A 25520-nucleotide genomic window follows, 5' to 3' on the forward strand; every position below is an offset into this window, starting at 1 on the left:
TGCAAAGACCTGGGCAGCGGTGGCCAACGGCGGTCACCCCAATCGACAAAGGCGTCAGTTCACCTCCCGGCAACGGGTCAGGGTGACTGGCGCCTTTTTCATGCCCGTGACGTGCCCGAGGTGCCTCCATGAGTCCCAGTTTCTGGAAAGCCGGCCATGCGCCGACCCTGTTCGCCGCCTTCCTCTACTTCGATCTGAGCTTCATGGTCTGGTACGTGCTCGGCCCCATGGCCGTGCAGATCGCCACTGACCTGCAATTGACCACCCAGCAGCGCAGCCTGATGGTGGCGACGCCCATCCTCGCCGGTGCGGTCCTGCGCCTGATCCTGGGCTTCGTCGCTGATCGACTGTCGCCGAAGACCGCCGGCATCATCGGCCAGGTGGTGGTGATCCTGGCGCTGCTGGTGGCCTGGCAGCATGGCGTGCACAGCTATGAGCAAACCCTGGTGCTGGGCCTATTCCTCGGCTTCGCCGGGGCCTCCTTCGCCGTAGCCCTGCCGCTGGCCTCCCAGTGGTATCCGCCGCAGCACCAGGGCAAGGCCCTGGGCATCGCCGGCGCCGGCAATTCCGGCACCGTGTTCGCCGCCCTCTTCGCCCCGGCGCTGGCCAAGGCCTTTGGCTGGACCAACGTGTTCGGCTTCGCGCTGATCCCGTTGATCCTGACCCTGGTGGTCTTCGTGCTCTGCGCCCGTAACGCACCGGAACGCCCGGCCCCGAAGAAGCTGGCGGACTACGCCCGTGCCCTGGGCGACCAGGACAGCTGGTGGTTCATGTTCTTCTACAGCGTGACCTTTGGTGGCTTCCTGGGTCTGGCCAGCACCCTGCCCGGCTACTTCCATGACCAGTACGCCCTGGAGCCGGTGATCGCCGGCTACTACACCGCCGCCTGCGTCTTCGCTGGCAGCCTGATGCGGCCTCTGGGCGGCGCCCTGGCCGACCGCATCGGTGGTATCCGTGCGCTGCTCGGCATGTACACCGTGGCGGCCATCTGCATCGCCGCCGTGGGCTTCCACCTGCCCAGCGCCATGGCCGCCCTGGCGCTGTTCGTGGTCGCCATGCTCAGCCTGGGCGCCGGCAACGGCGCGGTGTTCCAGCTGGTACCCCAGCGCTTTCGCAAGGAGATCGGCGTCATGACCGGATTGATCGGCATGGCGGGCGGCATCGGCGGCTTCGCCCTCACCGCGGGCCTGGGCACGATCAAGCAGGCCACCGGTGACTACCAGATCGGTCTCTGGCTGTTCGCCGGCTTGGGCGTGCTCGCCTGGTTCGGCCTGCTGAGCGTCAAGCGCCGCTGGCGCACCACCTGGGGGTCGGCCGCAGTCACGGCGGCACGCGTCTGAGCCAGGACCCGGCGGATCAACCTCGCCGGGTTTCGTCCTTCAAGGGGCGGGACGAACGTAGCTGGTCAGCACATGGTCCCGCCAGACGCCGTCGATTTGCAGATAACGGCGGGCCAGGCCCTCGCGTTCGAAGCCCAGGCTCTGGAGCAGATGAGCGCTGCGCAGGTTGTCCGGCAGATGGTTGGCCATGATGCGATTGAGGCCCAACTCGCCGATGACGAAATCGCGGCCCAACCGTACGGCATTGCGCATCAGGCCGCGCCCCTGCCAGGCCTCGTCCAGGCCATAGCCCAGGAAGCAAGCCTGGAAGCCGCCGCGAAAGATCTGGCTGAAATTCACCGTGCCGATGACCAATGGCCCCGCTCGCAGCACCAGGCGCACTTCGCTCACGCCCGGTCCGCCCGCCCGATAGGCCGCTACCTGCCCTTGCCATTGGGCCTGGGTGTAGAAGGCGTCGGAGCGCCGCGGCATCGACTGCGCCAGATGCTGGCGATTGCGCCGATAGTAGTCGGCCACCGCGGCGGGATCGGCCAGGGTCAGATCGATCAGTTCCACCGCCTCGGTCACGGTGAAGCGGGGTGGATACTGCAGCGGAATGCTCAGAGCGGTCATCGCTTCGTCTCCGGCGGCAATTCGTAGACCCAGGTGGCGCAGCGTCCGCCCTCGGGTCCCTCACGATCGTTCTCCAGCACCCGGATGCGGCGAAAGCCGACCCGCTCGGCCAGCCGCTGGCTGGCGGCATTGGCCGCCGAGGTGGTGAGATAGAGCCCCGCGGCGCCGCGCCCTTCGACGAAGTGGCGCAGCGCCGCGGTCATATGGCCCTGCCCCGCGTGACGGCTGTGCGTCCAGTAGCCGATCTCGTAGCGGCGGCCGCCCTCCAGCGGCGTGAGTCCCAGGCAGCCGAGCACCTCGTCACCGCGCACCAGGAAGTAGCGCTTCTCGCCCTGGGCCAGGGTGAAGGCGCCGCGGGCCGCGAGCAGGCTGTCGCGTGCCTGGGCGACCGTGGTGTGCTCCCGGGCCCAGCCGAGGAAGCGGCGATGCTCGGCATAGCTCCAGTTCAGCGCCTCGGCGAAAGCCTCTGCCAGGCGCGGTTGCGGCCACACCAGATCGAAGTCGGCCAGGGCGATACGGGGCGGAAAGTTCATGGCGTGGGTCCGAAATCCAGTCGTGGCACCGCGGCCAGCAAGCGTTGGGTCATGGCGTGAGCGGGCGCGCGCAGCACCTGCTCGGCGCTGCCCTGTTCGACGATACGGCCGCCGTCCATGACCGCGATGCGATCGGCCAGGTACTCGACCACGCCGAAGTTATGGGTGATGAAGAGATAGGCCAGGCCCATCTCCGCCTGCAGTTCGCGCAAGAGATCGAGGATCTGCGCCTGCACCGAGACGTCCAGCGCCGAGGTGGGTTCGTCGCAGACCAGTACCTGAGGTTCGACGATCAGCGCCCGGGCGATGGCGATGCGCTGGCGCTGGCCGCCGGAAAACTCGTGGGGGAAACGCTGCAGGGTATCGCCGGGCAGGCCGACCCGCTCCACCAGGGCCGCGGCGCGGCGCTGGCGCTCGCTGGCGTCCAGCTCCGGCCGCAGGGCCAGCAGCCCCTGCTCCAGGGTGGCGCCGATGCGCATGCGCGGATCCAGGGAGGCGAAGGGATCCTGGAAGACGATCTGGATCTGCCGGCGCAGCCGTTGCAGGGTACGTCTGTCGGCGGTGAGCAGGTCTGCGCCGCCCAGGCGCGCGCTACCTTGGATGCGTGGGCCGTCGAGCAGCCGCAGCAGGGCCTTGCCGGTGGTGGTCTTGCCGCAGCCGGATTCGCCCAGCAATGCGAGGGTCTCGCCGGCGTGCAGATCGAAGGTCACGCCGTCCACCGCCTTGACCCAGTCGCGGGTCCGGCCCCAGGCACCGCGGCGGATGGGATAGTGCACGGCCAGGTCGCGCACCTCCAGCAGCCGCTCACCTGGGTCGCGCGCGGGCAAGGCCCGAGGTGTGCCCGCCAGGGTCTGACCGCGTTTGGCGAAGGTGGGGATGGCGGCGAACAGCTCGCGGGCATAGGGATGCCGGGGCGCCTGGAAGAAGTCCTCCGCCGGGGCGCTTTCGACGATCTCGCCGTGGCGCATCAGGGCCACGTGATGGGCCACCTGGCGCACCACCGCCAGGTCATGGGTGATGAGCAGGATGGCCATGCCCAGCTCGCGCTGGATGTCGGCCAGCAGGGTCAGGATCTGCGCCTGGACGGTGACGTCCAGCGCCGTGGTGGGCTCGTCGGCGATCAGCAGGTTAGGCTCGGCCGCCAGCGCCAGGGCGATCATGATGCGCTGCTTCTGGCCACCGGAGAATTGGAAGGGATAGTCGTCGATCCGCCGCTCCGGCTCGGGAATGCCGACCCGGCGCAGCCAGTCCACCACCCGGGCTCTCGCGGCAGCGCCGCGCAGCGGGGTATGGGCGCGCAGGGTTTCCTCGATCTGCTCGCCGATGCGCATCACCGGATTCAGGCTGGTGGCGGGTTCCTGGAAGATGGTGCCGATGCGCCCGCCGCGCAATTCGCGCAGGCGGCGCTCCGGGAGGCGATGCAGGTCGGTACCGGCCAGCAGCGCCGCGCCGCGGGTGATACCCAGCGAGGGGGGCAGCAACCGCAGCAGGGAGAGCGCCGTGACGCTCTTGCCGCTGCCGGACTCGCCCACCAGGGCAAAGGTCTGGCCACGGGCGATGGCCAGACCCAGCTGCTTGACCGCCTGGCGCGTGCCCTCCTCGCCTTCGATCAGAATCTCCAGGTCACGAATTTCCAGCACTGGGTTCATGGCTGCACCTCACCCTGGCCAGGCCTTCTTCCGAGCCAGGCGGACCTCAATCGGCGACTGCGCGGATCGAAGGCGTCGCGCACGGCATCGGCGAAGAGATTGGCGGCCAGCACCAGCGTCAGCATGAAGGCGAAGGCGCTCAGCAGATTCCACCAGATCATGGGGCTGCGGGACATCTCGGTGCGGGCGTCATTGATCATGGAGCCGAAGGAATTCATGGTCGGATCGACGCCGATGCCCAGGTAGGACAGCACCGCCTCGTAGAGCACCAGGCTGGAGAACTCCAGGGTCAGAGTGATGAGCACCAGGTAGAAGACATTGGGCAGCAGGTGCCGGCGCAGGATGGTGAAGTGAGAGACGCCAAAGGCGCGCGCCGCCTGGACGTATTCCAGCTCGCGCAGCTTGAGCGCCTCGGCGCGCAGCAGACGGCACAGCCCGGCCCAACCGGTGAGGCCGAGGATCAGGCAGAGCATGAACAACCGCAGGTCGGCGCGCGCCGCGCCGGTGTCGAACAGCTCCGGGTGACGGTCGATGAACACCTGCATCATCAGCACGCAGGCCGCCACCAGCAGCACCCCGGGGATGGAGGTCAGGGTGGTGTAGAGATAGGTGATGATGTCGTCCACCCGGCCCTTGAAGTAGCCAGCGGCCAGGCCGAAACCGATGGCCGGCGGCAGCATGGCCAGGGTGGTCAGACTGCCGATCACGAAGGCGGTGCGGATGCTCTTGAGCGACTGGTAGAGGACATCGTTGCCGGTGCTGTCGGTCCCCAGCACGTGATAGCCGCTGGCCAGGGCGGTCACGCTGCCGGCCACCAGGCAGACGCCCAGCCAGGCCAGCAGGATGGCGCGCCAGGGGGTGGTGGTATGACCGCGAAAGATCAGCAGGCAGCGCGCACCCAGGCCGCCCGCCTCGCGCAACCGCGCCGCCGCCAGCACAGCGGCCACCAAGGCCACTGCCAGACCGCCGAGAAGCCCCACCAGCAACCGCTGGAACACATCGCCGCGCCACTCTCTAGCAGGATCGGCCAAGGTCGTACCGGCATGCTTGAGACGCGGAAAGTCGCGTAGCGGCTGGCCATCGGCGGTGGTGCCCAGGGTCTCCTTGGAGAACTGGTGGGTGGCCAGCGGTGCGGAGTAGGTTTTCTCGCGCTGGGTGAGACTGGTCCCGGCCAGCAGGCCGTCGAGGGCCGAGAGCACCGTGGGTGAATAGATAGGCGCCGTTGCGCCAGGCGCGGCCGGCAGTTGCGGACGGTAGTGCACGGAATCCAGCAGGGCGATGGCGACGAAGCTGGCCAGCACCACGGCCGCGCTCATCGCTGGCGCGTCCTGCAGCACCCGTCGCCAACTGGCGCGCAGGGCCGGGCGACGACGGGCACGCCAGGCGTAAAACAGGCTACCGGCCACCAGCAGGTAGAGGGCGATATCGGTCCAGAGCAAGACGAATTTCGGCATGGCGGCTACCTAAAGCGAACGCGCGGATCAGCGAGGGTGTAGGACAGGTCCGCCAGGATCAGCCCAACGATGTAGAGCACCGAACCCAGGAACACCATGGTGCGGACCACGGCGAAGTCCTGGCCGTTGATGGCATCGATGGTGTAGCTGCCCAGGCCCGGGATGCCAAAGAAGGACTCGGCGATCAGGCTGCCCATGATCAGCAGCGGGATGGCCGAGACCACGCCGGTGAGAATCGGCAGCGCGGCATTGCGCAGCACGTGGCGCAGCAGTACCTGGCGCTCGGCCAGGCCCTTGGCGCGGGCGGTGCGCACATAGTCCTTGCCGATCTCTTCGAGAAACAGCGCGCGGTAGAAGCGCGCCTGGCTGCCAAGGCCGGAGATCACCGCCACCACCACCGGCAGCAGCAGGAAGCGCAGCAGATTCCAGCCTTCCTCGTAGCCCGAATAGGGCACCAGCCGCAGGATCTTCGCGAACAGCCACTGACCGGCGATGATGTAGAACAGCGAGGAGATCGACAGCAGCACCACACAGAGCACCACGCCCCAGAAGTCCAGGCGGGTGGCGCGAAAGAACACCAGCAGCAGGGCGAAGCCCACGCTGGCGACCAGGCCGAGCACGAAAGTCGGCAGCGCCAGCGCCAGGCTGGGCCCGGCGCGCTCGCCGATCTCCCGGGCGATACTGCGACCGCTGTCGGAAGTGCCGAAATCGAAGGCCAGCAGCTTCACCGAGCGCTCGAAGAAGAGCGTATCGGTGAATCGCCCCACCCCTTCACGGGTGGTATTAATAAGCAGCGGCTTGTCGTAGCCGTGCTCCGCCTTCCAGTCTTCGATGGCATCGGCGGTGACGTACTTGCCGCCAACCGCCAGGCGCGCCATGTCGTCCGGGGTGTTGACGGCAAAGAACAGCACGAAGGTGAGCAGGTTCACCCCGATGAGGATGAGCACGCCATAGGCCAGGCGCCGCAGCAGATAGCCGATCATGGCCGCTTCTCCCCTGCCGAATCGCCAAAGGCGGTCTGGCGTTCACGGCGCCGGAGGATGCGCCAGGCCGGCCACACCAGCAGCAGCGCAAGCCCCAGCAGCAGCCACAGTGGCCAGAGCACCGGTTGGTTCCACTCCTGGACCTTGCGCTCACGCAGGGCCGGATCCAGGCGCAGGTAGCGCAGTTGGTCGCGCACCATCTGGGTCGGCTTGGCGTTGTACACCCACTGCTGATAGGCACCCGCCGACAGGGGATTCCAGCCGAACAGCCAGGGCGCATCCTGCTGCACGATGGCGACCATGCGCCGGATCAGCGCCACCTTTTCGGGACCGTCGTCGAGACTCTTCATCTGCTCGAACAGCCGGTCGTACTCGGGATTGCTGTAGTTGCCGGCATTCTCGCCACCATGCTTGGCCTTGCCCTGGGGGCCGTAGAAAAGGAACAGGAAGTTCTCGGCGTCGGGATAGTCGGCATTCCACCCCCAGAAGAAGATCTGCGCCGCGCCCTTGCGCATCTTGTCCTGGAATCGGTTGTAGTCCGAACCGCGCAACTCCAGCTGGATACCCAGCTTGGCGGTCTGCTGGCGCATCCAATCGAACATGGCGCTGTCGCCACTGCTCTGGGCGTCGTACTGCAGGATCAGCGGCCGCCCGCTCTTGGCATCGCGGCCATCGGGATAGCCGGCTTCGGCCAGCAGCTGCCGCGCGTCTTCGATGGGCCGCCGTTCGGGCTTGCCGTCCACCAACCGGTAGACCACCGGGTTGGTACCGGCCGGCGACGCCTCATAGCCCAGCACACCGGGCGGCAGCGGGCCATTGGCGACCAGGCCGTTGCCGTTGAGGAAGACGGTGATGTAGCTCTCCCAGTCGAAGGCGATGGACAGCGCCTGGCGCAGCTTGCGATTACGCACCTGCTGCTCGGGAGTGGCGCCCTGCCCCACCACCGGATCCAGCCAGTTGAAGCCCAGGTACCAGTTGGACGCCTCCACCGCAGTGGGCAACTTGAGGCCGCGCTCGCGATAGAGGTCGGCGGAATCGGCCGAATCGCCGGCCTTGGTGCGCAGCGCCACGCCATATTCGCCGCGCTCGACCTGGGGGGTATCGTAGTAGCCCTGGATGAACTTGCCCATCAGCGGCACCCCTTCCTTTTCCAGGCTGAACACCGCGCGGTCGATCAGCGGCATGGGCTTGCCGCAGTCGTCCAGCCGACCCTCCTCGCGATCACCAGGCTCACCTTCGCAGGGATAGGGATCGGCGCGGTAGTTGGGATTGCGCTCCAGCACATGGCGGCGATTGGGAATGGATTCGGCCAGGCGATAGGGCCCGGTACCCACCGGCCAGCTGTTGAAGCTGAGGTTGTGCTCGGCCATGCCCGGCTGGCTGTAGAAGCGATCCGCCTCCCAGGGCACCGGCGCGGCAAAGGTCGTGGCCAGCCAGTAGCTGAATTGGGGGTATTTGCCGATCACCCGCAACCTCAGGGTGTGGTCATCCAGCACCTCTATCCCGGGCAACTCGCCCTGGCGCAGGTCCAGCCAAGGCAGCAGCGCGCCCTTGGGCAGGCCGGCGCGCAGGGTCTTGTCGGCGGCGCGCAGGCTATCGCCAAACGCCTGCATGCCCACCAGGTGCTCGGCGAAGATGGCGTAGCTGGGCGAGACCAGCCGCGGACTGGCCAGGCGGCGCAGGCCGTAGGCATAGTCGGCGGCGGTCAGGGCGCGGCTGCCGGTCTCGGGGAAGTCGGGGATCTGGTAGCGATCGGCCAGATCGTCCGGCTTGATTGGGAAGTAACGGTAATTGCCCTGGGCATCGCGGGCAAAGGCCGGATGCGGCGCATAGCGGGCATCACGGCGGATGGGAATGTCGTAGACGCTTTCGGCGATCTGCGCCGGCGGCGCATCGTCCGGCAGTCGTCGGCCCTGGGCATCCAGGTAATAGGGTGCGACCACTCGCTCCGCGCCGCGGGCGATCAGCTCATAGGGCCGCTTGAGATAGTGATAGCCATAGAGCGGCTCATAGATGTTGTAGGTGAAGTTGGTCTCGTCGCCGGAATAGGAACTGGCCGGATCCAGGTACTTCGGCGAACGGGTGGTAAAGGCGGTATAGAGGGTATTCTGGCCTTCGGCTCCGGCGCGGTAGGGGCTGTTGATCGGCGTATCGTCGGGTGAACAGCCACCGAGCAGCACCAGGGTCAGCAGTGCGAGGAGTTGTCTGGACAGTCTGGGCATCGCGTTCCTGCACCGAAAGGGACCTGAGGCGGCAGCGCCGGCCTAAACGACTAAGCTTGAGCTATTTTCCCGCGAGGCGCAGCACCCCATGCAATCCCGGAAAGATTTCGACAAGATCGTCCACTGGTCCCAGCTCCAGGCCCCCGATGGCCCCGGTTATCCCGACAGTGACGAGCGCTTTTCCCTGGGCGCCGCCTTCGGCCGCCACTTCGGCTTCGCCCGCCTGGGCATCCACCATGAACTGCTGCCACCTGGCCGGCGTACCTCAAGGCCCCATGCCGAGGCTACCGAAGACGAATTCATCTATGTGATCGCGGGCCACCCCACGGCCTGGATCGACGGCCACGCCCACCGACTCGATCCGGGCGATGGCGTAGGCTTCAAGGCCGGCGACGGCGTCGCCCACACCTTCATCAACGAGACCACGGAGCCGGTGGAGCTGCTGGTGGTGGGCGATACCAGCCGGGCGGACAATCGGCTGCACTATCCGCTGCATCCGGAATACACCGAGAGTCTTGGGGACAAGCAGTGGCGGGAGTGTCCCAAGCGAGAATTGGGGCCGCATTCGGGTGAGGCACTGTCGCCACGAGAGGACGACGAATGCCCGTGAATCCGTTGCGACTCCCCGCCTCCATTCGCGCCAACGCAGGACTTCTCACCCAGCTGCAATTGGCGCCCGATACCTGCCTGACCTACGGTGAGCATGAGGTGGCGATCCGCACACCGGACTGCCCCGACTACTACTTCGGCAACTACCTCATGCTGGACCAGCGCCCGACCGCCCAGCAGGTATTGGCCTGGTCCGCGGACTTCGAGCAGCTGCTCGGCAGCCCACAGCCCCTGGGGCATCGTGCTTTCGTCTGGCCAGAGCAGCAGGCCAAGGCGCCACCCTCGGACGTGCCTTGCGGCTACGATTATCAGCGCCTGGTCTGGATGCGTCTGGCCGCCGATGCCCTGCAACCCGCCCCGGTCTTGCCTGAAGGACTTCACGTCAGAACCTTCCAACAGCCCACCGATTGGCAACAGTGGCGTGAGCTCCAGGCAGAGGTGACTCCGGGCGCGGAACATCCAGAAGCGCACCGGCGCTATCTGGATTACCAGGCGCGACGCTATCGATCACTGAGCGACAGCGGCCTGGGCGACTGGTGGGGTGTATTCGATAGCGAGGAGCGGCTGCTGGCCTATCTTGGCCTCTATCGCCTGGGCCGACTGGGCCGTTTCCAAGCGGTTACCACGCGGGTGGACTGGCGTCGGCGCGGACTCTGCCAGGCCTTGCTCGGCACGGTGCTTCGGCACCAACGACATCGCGTGGACGCCTTCGTGATCGTGGCGGAAAGCGAACATCACGCCCAACGGCTCTATGCCAAGGCGGGGTTCGCCGTAGAGGGCGGCATAGGCACCCTGCTGTGGGCAGGTGCTGGCAGAGGATAGCAATTTGGCTCTCATGTTCAGGAAAACGTGCGCCTCCCTACCCGGATTTATCGCGGCCATGGGCCGCTCCTACAGTGTAGGAGCGACCCATGGCCGCGATAGCCTACGCAAGACTTCTTACCCGGCCGTTGGGCTTCGGCGATGGAGCCGCCTCAACCCAACCTACGAAACCCTACCGTAGGTTGGGTTTAGCGCAGCGAAGCCCAACATGACCTCGGCCAACACCTTTGCGCGTGGAAAACGCTGCGCGGTTTTCCACTCTACACGGGATCTGTGGGAGCACCCCCTCTCCATTTGGGAGAGGGTCGGCGGCTCAGGCTTTACGCGCCTGGGCCGCGCTCACCGCCGCACGCAGCGCCAACAGATAGCTATCCACCCCGAAGCCGGCGATCTGGCCCAGCACGATCTCGGCGAACACCGAGTGATGGCGGAAGCTTTCCCGCGCATGGATGTTGGACATGTGCAGCTCCACCACCGGTACGGTGAGGATCGCCAGGGCGTCGCGGATGCCGTAGCTGTAGTGGGTCCAGGCGCCAGCGTTGATCAGTACCGCGTCGACGCCCTCCTCATAGCCACGATGGATGCGCTCCACCATCGCCCCCTCGTGGTTGCTCTGGAAGCTTTCCACCGCGACGCCCAGTTCCGCGCCGAGGGCCACCAGCCGGGGGTCGATCTCGGCCAGGGTCACGGTGCCGTACTGCAGCGGATCGCGCTTGCCGAACATGTTGTGGTTGATACCGTGCAGCATCAGGATCTTCATGGGTCCGCTCAGGTCAGGGGAAGGGTCAGTTGGTCGATGACCGGCCGGGTCTCAGGGCGCACGCCGCGCCACCAGGCGAAGGCTTCGGCGGCCTGTTCCACCAGCATGCCCACACCGTCCGCCAGCTGCGCCACGCCTTGTTCGCGGGCGAGACGCAGGAAAGGCGTCAGCCCCTTGCCATAGGCCAGCTCGTAGGCCAGCGCGGCCCGGGCGAAGACGCCTGCCGGCACCGGCGGCAATTCGCCGACCAGACTGGCCGAGGTGGCATTGATCACCAGATCGAATGTCTCCCCTTCCAACACCGCGTAGCTCTTTAGGCTGAGCAGCGGATGGTCGACCTCCTGGGCGAGCGCCGTCGCCTTTTGCCCGTCGCGATTGACCAGCACCAGCTCCGTCGGCCCCGCTGCGAGCAAGGGCAACAAGGCGCCGCGCACCGCACCACCGGCACCCAGCAACAGCACCCGCTTGCCAGCCAGGGGCTGGCCGAGGTTGACCTCGAGGTCGCGCAGCAGGCCGATGCCGTCGAAGTTCTCCGCCAGCACCCGCTCGCCCTCGAACTTCAGGGCGTTGGCCGCCCGGGCCAGACGTGCCCTTTCGCTGGACTCGGTGGCCAGCTGGAAGGCCTGCAGCTTGAACGGCGCGGTTACGTTCAGGCCCTGCCCGCCCTGGGCGCGAAAGCGCTGCACGTCGCCGGCGAAGTCCTCCGGCGAGCCCTCGATGGCGCCGTATTCCAGGTCTTGCCCGGTGGTGGCGGCGAACAGGCCATGGATCAGCGGCGACTTGGTGTGGTTGATCGGGCGGCCGATCACCGCGTAGTGGTCGGTCATGCGCAGGGCTCCTGGCTGAAGAGCACGCCCTCGGCCTGCAGCTGGGCAATCTCTTCCGCGCTGTAGCCCAGGCTCTGGGCCACCATGGCATTGTGCTCGCCGAGATCCGGCGCCACCTGCTGGATGGTGGTGTCGCACTCGGAAAAGCGGAATGGCAGATTGGGCATACGCAAGGTGCCGAAGCGTGGGTGCTGTTGCTCCTGGATCATGCCGCGCGCCTTGATCTGGGGATCCTCGATCACCTCGTCGATGCGCTGCACCTTAGCGCAGGGCACGTCGATCTCATCGAGCAGCGCCAACAGCCGCGCCACCGGATTGGCTGCCACCCAGGCCTTGACGATGGGCAGGATGGCTTCGCGATGGGCGTTGCGGCCGGTGGAGGTGTGGAAGCGAACGTCACTGCCAAAACCCGGCTGGCCCGCGTCCTGCTCGACCAAGGCGGCGAAGCGCTTCCAGGAGTCGTCCACCTGGGCGGCGATGACCAGGTCGCCGTCCTGGGCGCGAAACACGCCATAGAGGGTCGAGGTGGGCATGTCATGACCGGTCTGCTGCGGCAGGATCTCGCCGTCGGACAGGGTGTAGCACTGCACCGCGTATTCGTGCATCGATACCAGGGTGTCATACAGCGCCATGTCGATGTGCTGGCCGCGCCCGCTCGTGACCCGTCCCAGCAGCGCCGCATTGATGGCAGCCACCGCGTGGGCGCCGGTGTACATGTCGCCCAGGGAGATGCGCAGCAGCGGCGGCGCCTCGCCCGGCGTGCCGACCATCTGCATGATGCCGCTCTTGGCCTCGGCGATCAGCCCGAAGCCGGCGCGGTGGGCGTCGGGTCCGGTATGGCCGTAGGCCGAGATCGAGCAATACACCAACCGCGGATTGCGCGCCGAAAGCTCCGCGTAACCCAGGCCGAGCCTGTCCAGGGCGCCGGGTCGGTAGTTCTCGATGAAGACGTCGGCGCTGTCGCAGAGCTGCTGCATGAAGGCCTTGCCGCGCGGGTCCTTCATGTTGACGCTGACGCCCTGCTTGCCCATGTTGAGTTGCAGGAAGTAGCCGCTCTGCTGGTCATCGAGGACGAAGGCGTGCTGGCGGCCGGCATCGCCACTGCCCGGGCGCTCCACCTTGATCACCTCGGCGCCCAGCGCCGCCAGGCAGCGCCCCACATAGGGGCCGGCGAGGAAGTGGCTGTAGTCGATGACCCTCAGGCCGTGCAGCGGCAGTGGCTGGCTCATACGACGCCTTCCCGCCGCGGCACCATCAGCCGGTGCTCGCCGCGCTGGACGACCTCACCCTTCTGGTTGATCAGCTCGGACGGCAGCACCACGATGCCCCAGCCCGGCTTGCTCTTGCTCAGGCGCATGGACCCCACGCGCAGCCTGACGTGCAATTCGTCGCCGACGCGGATCGGCAGGAGGAAGTCCCAGGTCCAGCCCAGCGACATCCCTGGCAGGAAGCGGTAGTCGCACTGGGTCTTGAGGCCGTCGGCGATGGACAACCCCATCAGGCCATGGGCGACCAGGCCGCCGAAGTGACTGGCGTTGGCATAGGCCTCGTCGACATGGACCGGGGTATGGTCACCGGTGAGGTCGGCATAGGCCAGGATGCGCTCCCTGGTGACCTGGTAAGTCGGCGTGAGCGCCTCGTCGCCTTCGTGGGCATCCTCGAAGTATTTTTCTTGTACGGTCATGGTCGCTGTCACTCGGCTTGACGGGCGTTGACGGCCAGGGCGTCGTGCACGGCGCGGGCCGGCACGGCCTGGATGAATTCCAGCGCCAGGCCATCGGGCAGGCGCAACCAGTTGGGGCCCTGGGGCAACTGCTCCACCCCCTCGAAGCGCCGGGCGGCGGCCAGGGCGGCGTCGAGGTCCTCGCACATCAGCCCCAGGTGGCCCAGGCGCCCTTCCGGGCCTGCGAAGTCCGGCTTGCTCATGAACTGCATCCCGCCCAGCGTCCAGTACTGACTGGGCTCCTCGACCGTGCCCTGCACCTCGCGCAGGGTCATGCCGAACACCTCGTGGAAGAAGCGGATGTGCCAGTGGATGTCCTTGACCCAGATGGCCACGTGTTCCAGATAGGCCTTGGGAATGCTCATGCTGTCGCGTCCTCTCGTTGTCGGTCGGCCAGGGCGCGCTCGATGCCCTTGATGCAGGCGACCAGGGTGGCGTTGACCGGTGTGGGCACGCGGTACTGCTGGCCGAGCCGCACCACCGCGCCGTTGATGAAGTCGATTTCGGTGATGGAGCCCTTCTGCAAGCTCTGCAGCAGGGACGTCTTGAAGGACGTCGGCAACCCATCGCGCGCCAGCTCCCAGGCAGCCTGCGGCTCCCGCAGGGTCAGCTCGACCCCGGCGATGCGGGCCACGGCGATGGCCTCACCCACCGCCTGCAGCGCCACATCGCGCAGCAGCGGCTCGCTGTAGAGCTGGCCATAGGTGAGCTGGGTGATGCCGGTGAGGGCGCCGGTGGCGACGTTGACCAGCAGCTTGTCCCAGAGGGTGCCGAGGATGTTGCCGCTGACGGTAGTGGCCAGTCCCGCATTGTCGAAGACCTCGGCAACGGCCTGGACGCGCGCCGAGAGCTGACCATCGAGCTCACCGATGATCGTGCGCTTGCCCACGACCCCGCTGCGGATCCGACCGGGCCCCAGCAGCACGCCGCCGACATAGGTCTTGCCGGCGATCACCCGCTCCTGCCCGACGATCTCCGCCAGCAGTTCTTCGTGACCGAGGCCGTTCTGCAGCGACAGCACCAGGGTATGGGGACCGACCAGCGCCCGGGCCTGGGTCATGGCCGCGGTAGTGGCGAAGGACTTGACCAGCACCACCACCAGATCGACCACGCCGACCGCTTCGGCATCCACCGCGGTCCGCACCTGAAGCCGGCGCGTGCCGTCGGCGGTCGTAACCTCAAGGCCGTCGTGCGCTATCGCGTCGAGATGGGCATTGGGCCGGTTGAGCAGCCAGGTGTCATGCCCGGCCTCGCTCAGCCAGGCACCAAAGGTGCTGCCCAGGGCACCGGCTCCGAGGATGCAGATTTTCATGGCAGAGGCTCCTGATTAGCGCCCTACCCTAGGCCTGGGGATTCTATTGAGCTATACAAAGACCTCAATCCGCCTATCAGGAAAGCTGATAATGCTCCCCACGGACGGCCTGCCCGAACCCAAGCTGCTGATGTTGTTCGAGGTGCTCTATCGCACCGGCAGCGTCACCCGCGCCGCCGAGCAACTGGGCCAGAGCCAGCCCACCATCAGCCTCTGGCTCGGCAAGCTGCGCCGCCAGCTGCGCGACCCGCTGTTCGTGCGCACCCCGGGTGGCATGAAGCCCACGCCCCAGGCCGAAGCCCTGATCACGCCCTGTCGCGAAGTCCTCGAATCCCTGCGCCGCCTGGTCGCCTGGGAGGTCGCCTTCGAGCCCGCCACCGCCCAGCGGCTGTTTCGCCTCTGCCTGAGCGATGCCAGCCACATCACCCTGCTGCCACGGATACTGGCGCACCTGCGCGAGGTGGCGCCCGGCGTACGCCTGGAGGTCGCGCGGATCGATGGCAATACCGAACAGGCGCTGGAGATCGGCGAAGCCGACCTGGCAATCGGCTTCATCCCCTGGCTGGGTGGCAGTCTCTATCAGCAGCTGCTCTTTCCCCAGGATTGGGTCTGCCTGGTCAGCGCCAGCCATCCCCGGCTTGGAGCGCGCCTGACGGCGACGGCCTATGCCCGGGAGGGTCATGTACTGGTGAGTGCCGGAACCGGCCAGAAGCTATTGGAAGCCGGCCTGGTCAGAGCCGAGGTGCAGCGCCGGATCGTGCTGGAGTTACCCGGCTTTCTCGGCGTCGGCGCGGTGGTGGGTAGCTCCGATCTCATCGTCACCCTGCCCCGGCATATCGGCACCACCCTCGCGGCCACCTATGGTCTCAAGGTCCATGAGTGCCCGGTGCCGATCGAGGGCTTCGCGGTCAGGCAGCACTGGCATGCGCGCTATCACCAGGATGCCGGCAATCGCTGGCTACGTGGGGTGCTGATGGAGCTCTTCGGCCACGGGCGCTAGCACAGGGCCGGAAACGAAAAAGCCCCAGCTCAGGGCTGGGGCTTTGGGGCAGGACGCCTGGACGATCAGTTGTCCAGGGCCGGGCGCTGGCCGGAGATGGCGATGCGCTTGGGCTTGGCTTCTTCCGGGATCACCCGCACCAGCTCGATGCTCAGCAGGCCATGCTTGAGATCGGCGCCCTGCACCTCGATATGGTCGGCGAGGCGGAAGGACAGCTTGAAGGCGCGTTGGGCGATGCCCTGATGCAGGAAGGTCACGCTCTCGGCGCTGTTTTCGCGCCGGCCGCCCTTGACGGTGAGAACGCCACGCTCGACTTCGATTTCCAGGTCATCTTCCTGGAGACCGGCGGCGGCGATCACGATGCGATACTGGTCGTCACCGTGCTTCTCGACGTTGTAGGGCGGATAGGAGCTGCCAGCGTCGTTGCGCAGGGCGGATTCGAACAGGTCGTTGAACCGGTCGAAGCCAACGGAATGACGGAACAGCGGGGCCAGGGACAGTACGTTGCTCATGGTGAATCTCCTGATAGGTTCAGCAAGTTTCGGTATTGCCTGCGGGACCCGACTTCGGCATCCCGCACGAACCTAGATAGGAATTCCCCAACAAATTTCAAGGGCCAATCCCGACGAACGGTAGTGACGCTATTTCTTCTTCGGCTTGCGCTTTTTCTTCTTGGCTGCGGCCAGCGGCAGCGCCTGCTCGAAGGCCGAGCGCACCTCCTGCAGGCGACGCTCCTTGAGGTCGTGGATGCGCTTGCCGCGCTCGGTAGTGAAGTCGATGAGGTTGCTGTCGTCGCTCATGTGGCTATCCGGCGAAAGGTGAGATTCAGCCGTACTCCGCTGGCTTTGCGGGTCTTGGCGATCTGGTGCTGCCAATGATGCTGGGTCGCGCCGCCCATGACCAGCAGGCTGCCGTGACCGAGTTCCAGGGAATGGCCAATGCGGCTGCTGCCCTTGCGGCGGAAATCGAAACGTCGCGCAGCACCCAGGTTGAGCGAGGCGATCAGCGGATTGGGGCCGAGACTGGCTTCGTCGTCGCTGTGCCAGCCCATGGAGTCCTGGCCGTCGCGATAGCGGTTGAGCAGCACGCCATTGAAGCCGTGGCCACAAGCCGCCTCGACGGCTTCGCGGATCCGCTGCAGCAGTGGCGTCCAGGGCAAGGCGGCATGATCCAGGCCGGCATAGCCGTAGACGACCCCTGCATCGGCGTACCAGGCGACCTGTCGCGGCACCGGATGCCAGCGGCCGAACACCCGCACCTGCGGCTGGCTCCAGGGGGTTTCGTCCTCCAGCTGCTGCAACCAGGCGTCGGCTTGTTCCAGAGGTAGCCACTGCGGGTAGAAGGCCAGCTCGGCGTCTTTCAGCTCCAGGTGCTCGACCATGGGCTAGACCCGCAGATCCACCTGGACGCCCACCTGCTCCGGCTCTTCCAGGGCCTGGGCACGTTCGGCGCCGAGGCCCTGGCGCAGGGCCTCGCGCTGCCGGCGGCGGCGACGCGCCTCGCGATCCAGGGTGGCTTCGTCTTCCAGGGGCGCATGGGCCGTCTCGGCCGCCGGTTCCACGGGCGCCACCGGGGCCACGGGTGGGCGTACCGGGGCCGGGTCCAACTGGTTCGGTGGGGTCACGCCAAGGGGTGGAATGATGGGGATCATGACGGGCACCTCGAATTTAGCGGCCTGCGGCAAACAGCAGGTTGGGCTTATGACTCCGCTTTGGCTAAAATAGCCGGCTTTTTGATAGCAGGGGAGAGGCTTCTACATGGCGTCACATCAACCGGGACAACGCTGGATCAGTGACAGCGAGGCCGAACTGGGCCTGGGAACCATCCTGGCCCTGGACGGCCGCCTGCTCACGGTGCTCTATCCAGCCACCGGTGAGACGCGCCAGTATGCCCAGCGCAATGCGCCCCTGACCCGGGTGCGCTTCGCCCCGGGCGACGAGGTGACGCATTTCGAGGGCTGGAAGCTCACCGTGCGGGAGGTTTCCGAAGAGGATGGCCTGCTGACCTATCACGGCTTCACCGCGGAGCGCGAGGCACGCAGCGTGCCCGAGGCCCAGCTGTCGAACTTCATCCAGTTCCGCCTGGCCAGCGATCGCCTGTTCGCCGGGCAGATCGATCCCCTGCCCTGGTTCGGCCTGCGCTACCACACCCACGAGCACCGCAACCGCCTGCTGCAGTCCAGCCTCTGGGGCCTGGGCGGTGTCCGCGCCCAACCGATCCCGCACCAGCTGCACATCGCCCGCAGCGTGGCCGACCGCGTCGCGCCACGCGTCCTGCTGGCCGATGAAGTAGGCCTGGGCAAGACCATCGAGGCCGGTCTGGTGATCCATCGCCAGCTCCTCAGCGGTCGCGCCAGCCGGGTGCTGATCCTGGTCCCGGAAAATCTCCAGCACCAGTGGCTGGTGGAGATGCGCCGCCGCTTCAATCTGGAAGTCGCGCTGTTCGACGCCGAGCGCTTCATGGCCAGCGAAGACGGCAATCCCTTCGAGGATGCCCAGCTCGCCCTGGTCTCCCTGGACTGGCTGGTGCGCGACGAGAAGGCCCAGGATGCCGCCTTCGCCGCCGGTTGGGGCCTGCTGGTGGTCGACGAAGCCCACCACCTGGTCTGGCACCCCGAGGGCGCCAGCCGCGAATACAGTCTGGTCGAACAACTGGGTGAGGTCATCCCCGGAGTACTGCTGCTCACCGCGACCCCCGAGCAGCTGGGCCAGGACAGCCACTTCGCTCGTCTGCGCCTGCTCGATCCCAGCCGCTTCCATGACTTCGCCGCCTTCCAGCAGGAGTCCCAGCACTACCGCCCGGTCGCCGAAGCCGTGCAGGAATTGCTCGATGCCGGTGCCCTGAGCCCGGCGGCCCAGGATGCCATCGGTGGCTTCCTCGGCCAGGAAGGCGAGACCCTGCTGGCCGCCGCCGCAGCCGGTGATGCCGATGCCCGTGCCCGCCTGGTCCGCGAACTGCTGGATCGCCACGGCACCGGCCGCGTGCTGTTCCGCAACACCCGCGCCGCGGTCAAGGGCTTTCCCGAGCGCGAATTGCATGCCCATGCCCTGCCCTTCCCGGATGCCTATCTGGACGAAGGCGTCATGCCCGGCCAGTCACTGCAACCGGAAACCGAATTCGCGCCGGAAGACGACAACGATCGCTGGTGGCGCCACGACGGCCGCGTCGAGTGGCTGATCGACACCCTCAAGGCGATCAAGCCGCATAAGGTGCTGGTCATCTGCGCGCGCATGGAAACCGCCCTGGATCTGGAAGATGCCCTGCGCCTGAAGTCCGGCATCCCGACCACGGTGTTCCACGAGGGCATGAGCATCCTCGAACGCGACCGCGCCGCCGCCTACTTCGCCGATGAGGAATTCGGCGCACAGGTGCTGATCTGCTCCGAGATCGGCAGTGAAGGCCGCAACTTCCAGTTCGCCCATCACCTGGTGCTGTTCGACCTGCCGGCCCACCCGGACCTGCTGGAGCAGCGCATCGGCCGTCTGGACCGGATCGGCCAGCGCCACACCATCCAGCTGCACGTGCCCTACCTAGAAGGCAGCCGCCAGGAGCGGCAGTTCCAGTGGTACCACCAGGCGCTCAACGCCTTCCTGGCCACCTCGCCCACTGGCAGCGCCCTGCAGGCGCGCTTCGCCAGCGAGCTGGACGAGCAACTGGCCGGTGGCGACGACGCCGCCTGGCAGACCCTTCTGGAACAGGGCGCCGAAGCCCGTGCCACCCTGGAAACCGAGCTGCACAACGGCCGTGACCGCTTGCTGGAACTCAACTCCTCTGGCGCCGGTGCCGGCGAGCAACTGGTCGAGGACATCCTCGAACAGGACGACCAGTTCGCCCTGCCGATGTACATGGAAGAGCTGTTCAATGCCTTTGGCATCGACAGCGAGGACCATTCCGACAACGCCCTGATCCTCAAGCCCAGCGAGAAGATGCTCGACGCCGGCTTCCCCCTCGGCGACGACGAAGGCGTGACCATCACCTACGACCGTAACGTGGCCCTGGTCCGCGAGGACATGCAGTTCCTGACCTGGGAACACCCCATGGCCCAGGGCGGCATGGATCTGGTGATGTCCGGCTCCATGGGCAACACCGCCGTGGCGCTGATCAAGAACAAGGCGCTCAAGCCGGGCACCGTGCTGCTGGAGCTGATCTACATCAGCGAGGCGGTGGCGCCGCGCGCCCTGCAGCTGGGTCGCTACCTGCCGCCGCTGGCGATCCGCTGCCTGCTGGACGCCAACGGCAACGACCTGGCCGCCCGGGTGGCCTTCGAGACCCTCAACGATCAACTGGAAAGCGTGCCGCGCACCAGCGCCAACAAGTTTGTCCAGGCCCAGCGCGACTCCCTGGCCAAGCTGATCGGCGGCGGCGAAGGCAAGGCCCTGCCCCGCCACGAGGAACGCGTCGCCAAGGCGCGCCAGGCGTACCTCTCGGGCATGGACGAGGAGATCGCCCGCCTGGAGGCCCTGCGCGCGGTCAACTCCAGCGTCCGCCAGGACGAGATCGACCGGCTGCGCCAGCAGCGCGAAGAAGGCCTGACCTACCTGGACAAGGCTTCGCTGCGCCTGGAAGCCATTCGGGTGCTGGTGGCGGGTTGAGTGGAAGGGCTTCGTTAACGAAGCCGTTTAGCGATACCTATCGCGGCCATGGGCCGCTCCTACAGTTCTGTAGGAGCGGCCCATGGCCGCGAGTGCTTTAACTGGGAATCAATGCTGGGCTTCGCTGGCGCTCAACCCAACCTACGGAACCGCTCAGCCCCGTAGCGTGGAAAACGGCGTAGCCTTTTCCACTGGGCGTCCTAGCCAAGGGCGCCCTCACCCCAGCCCTCTCCCGAGGGGAGAGGGAGCTGCCTGAGCGAGCGTTCCGCTTCATCAGCTCCGGCAGGCTCGAGCGTTGAGACGGCCTTATCGTCGAAGCCCAACGGACGGACTCGAACACGCCGCGCTAACGCTCGGCCCAGCCTACGAAACGCCTCACGTCGCCAGCCCCCTAGCCAAGAGCCCCCTCACCCCAACCCTCTTCCAAGGGGAGAGGGAGCTATACGAGCAGGCGTTCAGCTGCATCAGCCCCGGCAAACTCGTGATCGGTCGCCGCGCCTAGCCGTAGGTTGGGCTGAGACGGCCCCACCGTCGAAGCCCAACACACCGCGATCGCCGGATAACTCCCGTTGGGCTTCGCTAGCGCTCAACCCAACCTACAGAAATCCCTCACGCCGCCAGGGTCGCGCCGCCGTCCACCACGATGTCCTGCATGGTGATATGGCTGGCCAGGTCCGAGGCGAGGAACAGCACGGTGTTGGCGATCTCGTCGGGCTGGGCGATCTTGCGCAGCGGGATGCCGAGCTTGAAGTCCTCCGGCAGGCCGTCCACCAGGCGCTGATAGCCTTCGGGCGAGCCGAGCATGCCGGCCAGCATGGGGGTCGCCGTGGAGCCGGGCGAAACCACGTTGCAGCGCACGCCCGAGCCCGCCAGTTCCAGGGCCACGCAGTGGCTCAGAGACACCAGCGCCGCCTTGGAGGTGCAATAGCCGGCCATCTGCAGGCGCGGCACATGGGCGGCGTTGGAGGCGATGTTGACGATGGCGCCGCGGCCCTGGGCCTTGAACAGCGGCACCAGCTGGCGGAACAGGTAGAAGGGGCCGGAGACGTTAACGTCCAGCAGCGCCTGCCAGTCGTCCAGGCTCAGGCTGTCGCTGGTGCCCAGGCGCAGCACACCGGCGCCATTGACCAGCACGTCCAGGCGCCGCTCTTCGGCCAGCAGGGCCTGGCAGACGTCCTCGACCTGAGCCGCGTCGGCAACATCCAGCAGCTGGGTGCGAAAGGGATAGCTGCTCTCGGCGAATTGCCGGTCGAGGCCGATCACCTCGGCGCCGGCCGCCTGGAAACGGCGTGCCACCTGCAGGCCGATGCCCTGCCCTGCGCCGGTCACCCAGACGCGCTTGCCGGTGAAATCCAGTTGCGTCATCAAGGGCTCCCTAGGCGCGAGCGCGCAGCAGGTCCAGCCAGCCCTGCAGGGTCGGCTGGGCGGCAAGATCGGCGAAGGTGACCGGCAGGCCGCGCTTCTGCCATTCCCCCACCAGGGTCATGACCTGCACCGAATCCAGACCGAAGTCGGTGAGGTTGTCGTCCAGCGCCGGCTCCTCGTCGTCGGCGTCCAGCAGCGGCTGGACCTGGGCACGCAGCCAGGCTTCGTCGAGCACCGCCGCGCCCGCGCCGGTGACCTGGGCGGTGCTCAGGGTACTGCCGCAGCGGGTAGCCACGTAGCGCAGCGCCATGCGGTGCTCTTCTTCGCTGAAGTCGGCCACGGCGTCGCCGATCAGGAAGGCCTGGATATCCCGCATGAAGGCGTCGGTACAGGTGGTCAGGCAGCCGATGTGGGCATAGACGCCGCAGACGATCAGCTGGTCGCGGCGCCACTCGGTCATCAGGTCCTGCAGGTTGGATCTATGGAAGGCGCTGTAGCGCCACTTGGTCAGGACCACGTCATCGCCCTTGGGGGCCAGCTCCTCTACCACCTGCTGCAGCGCAGGATCGGCCTGGGTCAGGCCAGGGCCCCACATGTCGTTGAGCAGGGCACGGTCGGCTGGCGGCTGGTCCGTGGGCTGGGCGGTGTAGACCACCGGCACGCCCTGGGCATCGGCCCAGGCACGCAGCGCGGCGATGTTGGCCACCACCTGGGCAATCAGCGGGCTGTTGTCGCCATAGAACTCGACGAAATAGCGCTGCATGTCGTGGATCAGCAGCACGGCGCGATCGACCACAGGCGTCCAGGCGACCTTATTGGCGGGAAAGCCGGCAGGCTGGGGCAAGGGATAGGACGCAAGACGGGGAATAGCCATGGGAAACCTTAGAGACGTTCGGTGGAGGGGGGCTGCAGCTGCTCGCGCAGGCGGCGCTTGTCGATCTTGCCGACGGCGGTGAGCGGCAGCTGGTCGAGGAACTGGAAACGGTCGGGCAGCTTGTACTCGGCCACGCCCTGCTCGCGGAGGTAGCGACGCAGGGCCACCGGCTTGAGCGCTGGATCGCTGACCACCAAACAGGCGCAGCTCTTCTCACCCATCAGCTCATCGGCGATGGCCACCAGGGCCGCGTGGGTGATACCGGGATGACGCAGCAGCAGGCCCTCGATCTCGGCCGCGGCGATCTTTTCGCCGCCGCGGTTGATCTGGTCCTTCACCCGGCCGACCACCTTGAGGTAGCCGGCGCCATCGCGCTGGACCACGTCGCCGGAGAAGTAGAAACCCTCGGCGTCGAACACCTGGGCATTATGCTCGGGGCTGCGGTAGTAGCCGCGGAAGGTATAGGGGCCACGGGTGGACAGCAGACCGGGTTGGCCATCGGGCACCGGCTGGCCGTCTTCGTCGGTGATGCGCACCTCGTCATCCGGGCTCATGGGGCAGCCCTGGGTGGTGAAGATGCGCTCGGGTTCGTCGTCCAGGCGGGTGTAGTTAACCAGGCCCTCGGCCATGCCGAATACCTGCTGCAGCTGGCAACCCAGCTCCGCTGGCACCCGTCGGGCCTGGGCCTCGGCGAAGCTGGCACCGCCCACCTGCACCATCCGCAGGCTGGCCAGGCGGGCGCGCTGCTCGGGTGCGGCAGCGGCCTGCAGCCAGAGCGCCACCGCCGGCGGCACCAGGGCCACCCAGTCCACCTGATGGCGCTCGATCAGTTCGAAGCAGCGCAGCGGCTCGGGATCGCGGGCCATGACCACGCAGCCGCCAGCGATGAACACGCCCAGGGCGCCCGGCGAGCTGAGGGTGTAGTTGTGCCCCGCCGGCAGGGCGCAGAGAAAGCGCGTCGCGGGGGTCAGCTGGCAGATTTCGACGCTGCGCCTGAGGCTGTAGTAGTAGTCGTTGTGGGTACGCGGGATCAGCTTGGGCGTACCGGTGCTGCCACCGGAGAGCTGGAAGAAGGCTACCTCGCCACCCGCGGTGGGCGTCAGCTGATAGCCGGCCAGCGGGGTATCCAGGCGTTGCTGCAAGCTGCGCGCGTCGTCCGCGCCATCCAGCAGCACCTCGCCGAGGCCCGGTGCCACGTCACGCAGTTCACCGAGGAAGTTGTCGTCGCGGAACAGGTTGTGCTCGCGGGAAGCGATCACCAACCTGGGCTGGATCTGCTGCGCATAGGCCAGCAGTTCCAGCTTCTGGTGACTGAACAGGGCGTTGACCGGCGCGATGCCGGCCTTGAGCAGGGCGAAGAACACCACATAGAACTCGGCCACGTTGGGCAGCTGCACCAGCGCCGTGTCGTGGCGGCGCAGACCGGCGGCCTGCAGGTGGGCGGCCAGGCGGCTGGAGCGCTCGTCCAGCTCGGCGTAGCTCAATTGCCGCTCGCCGCAGAGGATCGCCGGCGCCTCGGGCAGCGTCGCGCGGCTGCGGGCCAGGATCTCGGTCATGGGCAGGTCGAGCCAGTAGCCGAGGGCGCGATAGCGGGCGGCCAGATCGTCCGGCCAGGGGGTGAATTCCAGACTCACGTAGGGCTCTCCTCGTCGAGCAAACCACAGGCGGCACGCATGGTGCCCAGTTTGGCGGTGACCTCGGCCCATTCCGCTGCGGGGTCGGATGCCTCGACGATGCCGGCGCCGGCGAACAGCCGCAGCCAGTCGTCCTGCACCGTACCGCAGCGGATGGTGACCACCCACTCGCCATTGCCCTGGGCATCGCACCACCCCACCATGCCAGTGAACAGGCCGCGATCGAAGGGCTCGATGCGCTCGATCAGCTGGCGCGCCGCGGCCGTGGGATAGCCGCAGACGGCCGGCGTCGGATGCAGGCGGCAGGCGAGCTGCAGCGCCGAGGTCCGGCTATCGGCCAGCTCGCCGTCGATGGCGGTGGACAGGTGCCACATGGCATTGGTGCTGAGCAGCGACGGCGCTTCGGGGACGTCCAGCCGGCTGCACAACGGTGCCAGCTGCTGGCGGATGTCCTCGATCACCAGGCGGTGCTCGTAGTGGTCCTTGCTGGAATCCAGCAGGTCGCGGGCCACCCGCTGGTCTTCCACCGGATCGGCCTGGCGCTTGGCGGAGCCCGCCAGGGGATTGGTGTATACCCGGGCGCCCTGCTTGCGCACCAGCAACTCGGGGCTGACGCCGACCAGCTCACCACCCTCGGCGGTCGGGATGCGGAATTGATAGCCAGTGGGATTCTGCCGCGCCAGGTTCGCCAGAATGACGTCCACATCGGCGGGTTCGGCCAGACGAATCTCCTGAATCCGCGACAGCACCGCCTTGCTCAGTTCACCGCGACGGAAGGCCTCGATGGCCTCCTCCACCGCCAGGCAGAAGCCGTCCGCGCTGGGCAGGTTGCGCACCTCACGCACCTGCGCCGGTGTGATCGGCGCACGGCTGACCGGCGCCGAGCGGGCCACCCAGGCATGCTCCCGAGGGACATAGAGGCAAGAGGGCCTGGTGGTATCGAAGGGAATGGCGCCCATGATCACCGGCTCGGCGATGCCGGCCTGGCGGGCACGGGCGAAGGCCTCTTCCACGGCGTGCAGGAACAGGCTGTCCCGGTGCGCGCCGCCGCTGGCCGGTGTCTCGACCCGGGCGCAGATGCCCTGTCCCTGCAGGACGCGATCACCCGACTGGAACAGGAACGCGGCCTGTTCCCGACGATCGGCAGCTACCTGCTCGACCCTCTCAGCCCTCTTGCTCGTCATTTCGATGAACCTCTACACGAATGAT

General features: G+C 67.0%; 25 protein-coding genes. 5 read left to right on the forward strand and 20 right to left on the reverse strand.

What is annotated here, in order from left to right:
* Positions 1–128: 128 nt before the first annotated feature.
* Entirely contained in the window at positions 129–1340 is a 1212-nt protein-coding gene (locus tag PJ259_RS07580; protein ID WP_271655331.1) for a nitrate/nitrite transporter, read from the forward strand.
* Between the two features lie 39 nt (positions 1341–1379).
* Here PJ259_RS07580 and PJ259_RS07585 read toward each other — a convergent pair whose 3' ends face one another.
* The 6 genes from PJ259_RS07585 to PJ259_RS07610 are packed head-to-tail and all read right to left on the reverse strand — an operon-like array spanning position 1380 to position 8793.
* Entirely contained in the window at positions 1380–1952 is a 573-nt protein-coding gene (locus PJ259_RS07585) for a GNAT family N-acetyltransferase (protein ID WP_271655332.1), read from the reverse strand.
* Positions 1949–2485: a GNAT family N-acetyltransferase gene (locus tag PJ259_RS07590; protein ID WP_271655333.1), complete on the reverse strand. Its 537-nt coding sequence runs from the start codon at positions 2483–2485 to the stop codon at positions 1949–1951. Before PJ259_RS07590 ends, PJ259_RS07585 begins: the two co-directional genes overlap by 4 nt.
* Positions 2482–4134: an ABC transporter ATP-binding protein gene (locus tag PJ259_RS07595; RefSeq protein ID WP_271655334.1), complete on the reverse strand. Its 1653-nt coding sequence runs from the start codon at positions 4132–4134 to the stop codon at positions 2482–2484. The genes PJ259_RS07590 and PJ259_RS07595 overlap by 4 nt, the downstream gene beginning before the upstream one ends.
* The gene (locus tag PJ259_RS07600) at positions 4131–5588 is read right to left on the reverse strand and encodes an ABC transporter permease (protein ID WP_271655335.1); all 1458 of its coding nucleotides are present in this window, start codon (positions 5586–5588) and stop codon (positions 4131–4133) included. Before PJ259_RS07600 ends, PJ259_RS07595 begins: the two co-directional genes overlap by 4 nt.
* A 5-nt stretch (positions 5589–5593) precedes the next feature.
* On the reverse strand, positions 5594–6571 hold the full coding sequence (locus PJ259_RS07605; protein WP_271655336.1) for an ABC transporter permease: 978 nt from the start codon (positions 6569–6571) through the stop codon (positions 5594–5596).
* A complete protein-coding gene (locus tag PJ259_RS07610; protein WP_271655337.1) occupies positions 6568–8793 on the reverse strand; it encodes an ABC transporter substrate-binding protein in 2226 nt (741 codons plus the stop codon). The genes PJ259_RS07605 and PJ259_RS07610 overlap by 4 nt, the downstream gene beginning before the upstream one ends.
* A gap of 88 nt (positions 8794–8881) precedes the next feature.
* On the opposite strand from PJ259_RS07610, the gene PJ259_RS07615 reads away from it, so the two are divergent.
* Positions 8882–9403, forward strand: a complete 522-nt coding sequence (locus tag PJ259_RS07615; protein WP_271655338.1) for a cupin domain-containing protein — start codon at positions 8882–8884, stop codon at positions 9401–9403.
* Entirely contained in the window at positions 9394–10224 is an 831-nt protein-coding gene (locus tag PJ259_RS07620) for a GNAT family N-acetyltransferase (RefSeq protein WP_271655339.1), read from the forward strand. Before PJ259_RS07615 ends, PJ259_RS07620 begins: the two co-directional genes overlap by 10 nt.
* A 313-nt stretch (positions 10225–10537) precedes the next feature.
* Here PJ259_RS07620 and aroQ read toward each other — a convergent pair whose 3' ends face one another.
* From aroQ to PJ259_RS07650, 6 genes are read right to left on the reverse strand one after another with little or no spacing between them, the layout of a single operon-like run.
* The gene (aroQ, locus tag PJ259_RS07625; protein ID WP_271655340.1) at positions 10538–10984 is read right to left on the reverse strand and encodes a type II 3-dehydroquinate dehydratase; all 447 of its coding nucleotides are present in this window, start codon (positions 10982–10984) and stop codon (positions 10538–10540) included.
* Between the two features lie 8 nt (positions 10985–10992).
* Complete coding sequence (aroE, locus tag PJ259_RS07630) at positions 10993–11811, reverse strand: shikimate dehydrogenase (RefSeq protein WP_271655341.1); 819 nt, start codon at positions 11809–11811, stop codon at positions 10993–10995.
* Positions 11808–13040: a CaiB/BaiF CoA transferase family protein gene (locus PJ259_RS07635; RefSeq protein ID WP_271655342.1), complete on the reverse strand. Its 1233-nt coding sequence runs from the start codon at positions 13038–13040 to the stop codon at positions 11808–11810. Before PJ259_RS07635 ends, aroE begins: the two co-directional genes overlap by 4 nt.
* Positions 13037–13495: a MaoC family dehydratase gene (locus PJ259_RS07640; protein ID WP_271655343.1), complete on the reverse strand. Its 459-nt coding sequence runs from the start codon at positions 13493–13495 to the stop codon at positions 13037–13039. The genes PJ259_RS07635 and PJ259_RS07640 overlap by 4 nt, the downstream gene beginning before the upstream one ends.
* A gap of 8 nt (positions 13496–13503) precedes the next feature.
* Positions 13504–13899, reverse strand: a complete 396-nt coding sequence (locus tag PJ259_RS07645) for a VOC family protein (RefSeq protein ID WP_160923511.1) — start codon at positions 13897–13899, stop codon at positions 13504–13506.
* Positions 13896–14846 (reverse strand): ketopantoate reductase family protein, encoded by a 951-nt coding sequence (locus tag PJ259_RS07650; RefSeq protein ID WP_271655344.1) that lies wholly within the window; start codon positions 14844–14846, stop codon positions 13896–13898. Before PJ259_RS07650 ends, PJ259_RS07645 begins: the two co-directional genes overlap by 4 nt.
* A 91-nt stretch (positions 14847–14937) precedes the next feature.
* Between PJ259_RS07650 and PJ259_RS07655 the strand changes: the two genes are divergently transcribed.
* Positions 14938–15846 carry a LysR family transcriptional regulator gene (locus tag PJ259_RS07655; protein WP_271655345.1) on the forward strand — a complete coding sequence of 303 codons (909 nt, stop codon included), beginning with the start codon at positions 14938–14940 and terminating at the stop codon, positions 15844–15846.
* Between the two features lie 65 nt (positions 15847–15911).
* Here the strand turns inward: PJ259_RS07655 and PJ259_RS07660 are convergent, their stop codons facing one another.
* The 4 genes from PJ259_RS07660 to PJ259_RS07675 all read right to left on the reverse strand — a co-directional run bounded on the left by PJ259_RS07660 (position 15912) and on the right by PJ259_RS07675 (position 17497).
* Positions 15912–16358: an Hsp20 family protein gene (locus tag PJ259_RS07660; protein WP_059315459.1), complete on the reverse strand. Its 447-nt coding sequence runs from the start codon at positions 16356–16358 to the stop codon at positions 15912–15914.
* A 129-nt stretch (positions 16359–16487) separates the two neighbouring features.
* Positions 16488–16646: a hypothetical protein gene (locus PJ259_RS07665; RefSeq protein ID WP_017642154.1), complete on the reverse strand. Its 159-nt coding sequence runs from the start codon at positions 16644–16646 to the stop codon at positions 16488–16490.
* A complete protein-coding gene (locus tag PJ259_RS07670) occupies positions 16643–17227 on the reverse strand; it encodes an alpha-ketoglutarate-dependent dioxygenase AlkB family protein (protein WP_271655346.1) in 585 nt (194 codons plus the stop codon). The genes PJ259_RS07665 and PJ259_RS07670 overlap by 4 nt, the downstream gene beginning before the upstream one ends.
* 3 nt (positions 17228–17230) lie before the next feature.
* Positions 17231–17497: a hypothetical protein gene (locus tag PJ259_RS07675; protein ID WP_017642152.1), complete on the reverse strand. Its 267-nt coding sequence runs from the start codon at positions 17495–17497 to the stop codon at positions 17231–17233.
* A 106-nt stretch (positions 17498–17603) separates the two neighbouring features.
* On the opposite strand from PJ259_RS07675, the gene rapA reads away from it, so the two are divergent.
* Positions 17604–20438: an RNA polymerase-associated protein RapA gene (rapA, locus tag PJ259_RS07680; RefSeq protein ID WP_271655347.1), complete on the forward strand. Its 2835-nt coding sequence runs from the start codon at positions 17604–17606 to the stop codon at positions 20436–20438.
* Positions 20439–21047: 609 nt separating this feature from the next.
* On the opposite strand, the gene dhbA is transcribed toward rapA, so the two are convergent.
* Genes dhbA through PJ259_RS07700 form a run of 4 tightly spaced genes read right to left on the reverse strand, consistent with a single transcriptional unit; the run spans position 21048 to position 25495 of the window.
* Positions 21048–21803, reverse strand: a complete 756-nt coding sequence (gene dhbA / locus PJ259_RS07685; protein WP_059315463.1) for a 2,3-dihydro-2,3-dihydroxybenzoate dehydrogenase — start codon at positions 21801–21803, stop codon at positions 21048–21050.
* 10 nt (positions 21804–21813) lie between these two features.
* Positions 21814–22677, reverse strand: coding sequence for an isochorismatase family protein (locus tag PJ259_RS07690; RefSeq protein ID WP_271655348.1), 864 nt, complete (start codon positions 22675–22677; stop codon positions 21814–21816).
* A gap of 8 nt (positions 22678–22685) precedes the next feature.
* Positions 22686–24311 (reverse strand): (2,3-dihydroxybenzoyl)adenylate synthase, encoded by a 1626-nt coding sequence (locus PJ259_RS07695; RefSeq protein ID WP_271655349.1) that lies wholly within the window; start codon positions 24309–24311, stop codon positions 22686–22688.
* Entirely contained in the window at positions 24308–25495 is a 1188-nt protein-coding gene (locus tag PJ259_RS07700) for an isochorismate synthase (RefSeq protein ID WP_059315466.1), read from the reverse strand. The genes PJ259_RS07695 and PJ259_RS07700 overlap by 4 nt, the downstream gene beginning before the upstream one ends.
* Between the last annotated feature and the right edge of the window lie 25 nt (positions 25496–25520).

It is taken from the genome of Pseudomonas sp. JBR1, assembly GCF_028198185.1.
Classification (GTDB): Bacteria; Pseudomonadota; Gammaproteobacteria; order Pseudomonadales; family Pseudomonadaceae; genus Chryseomonas; species Chryseomonas oryzihabitans_E.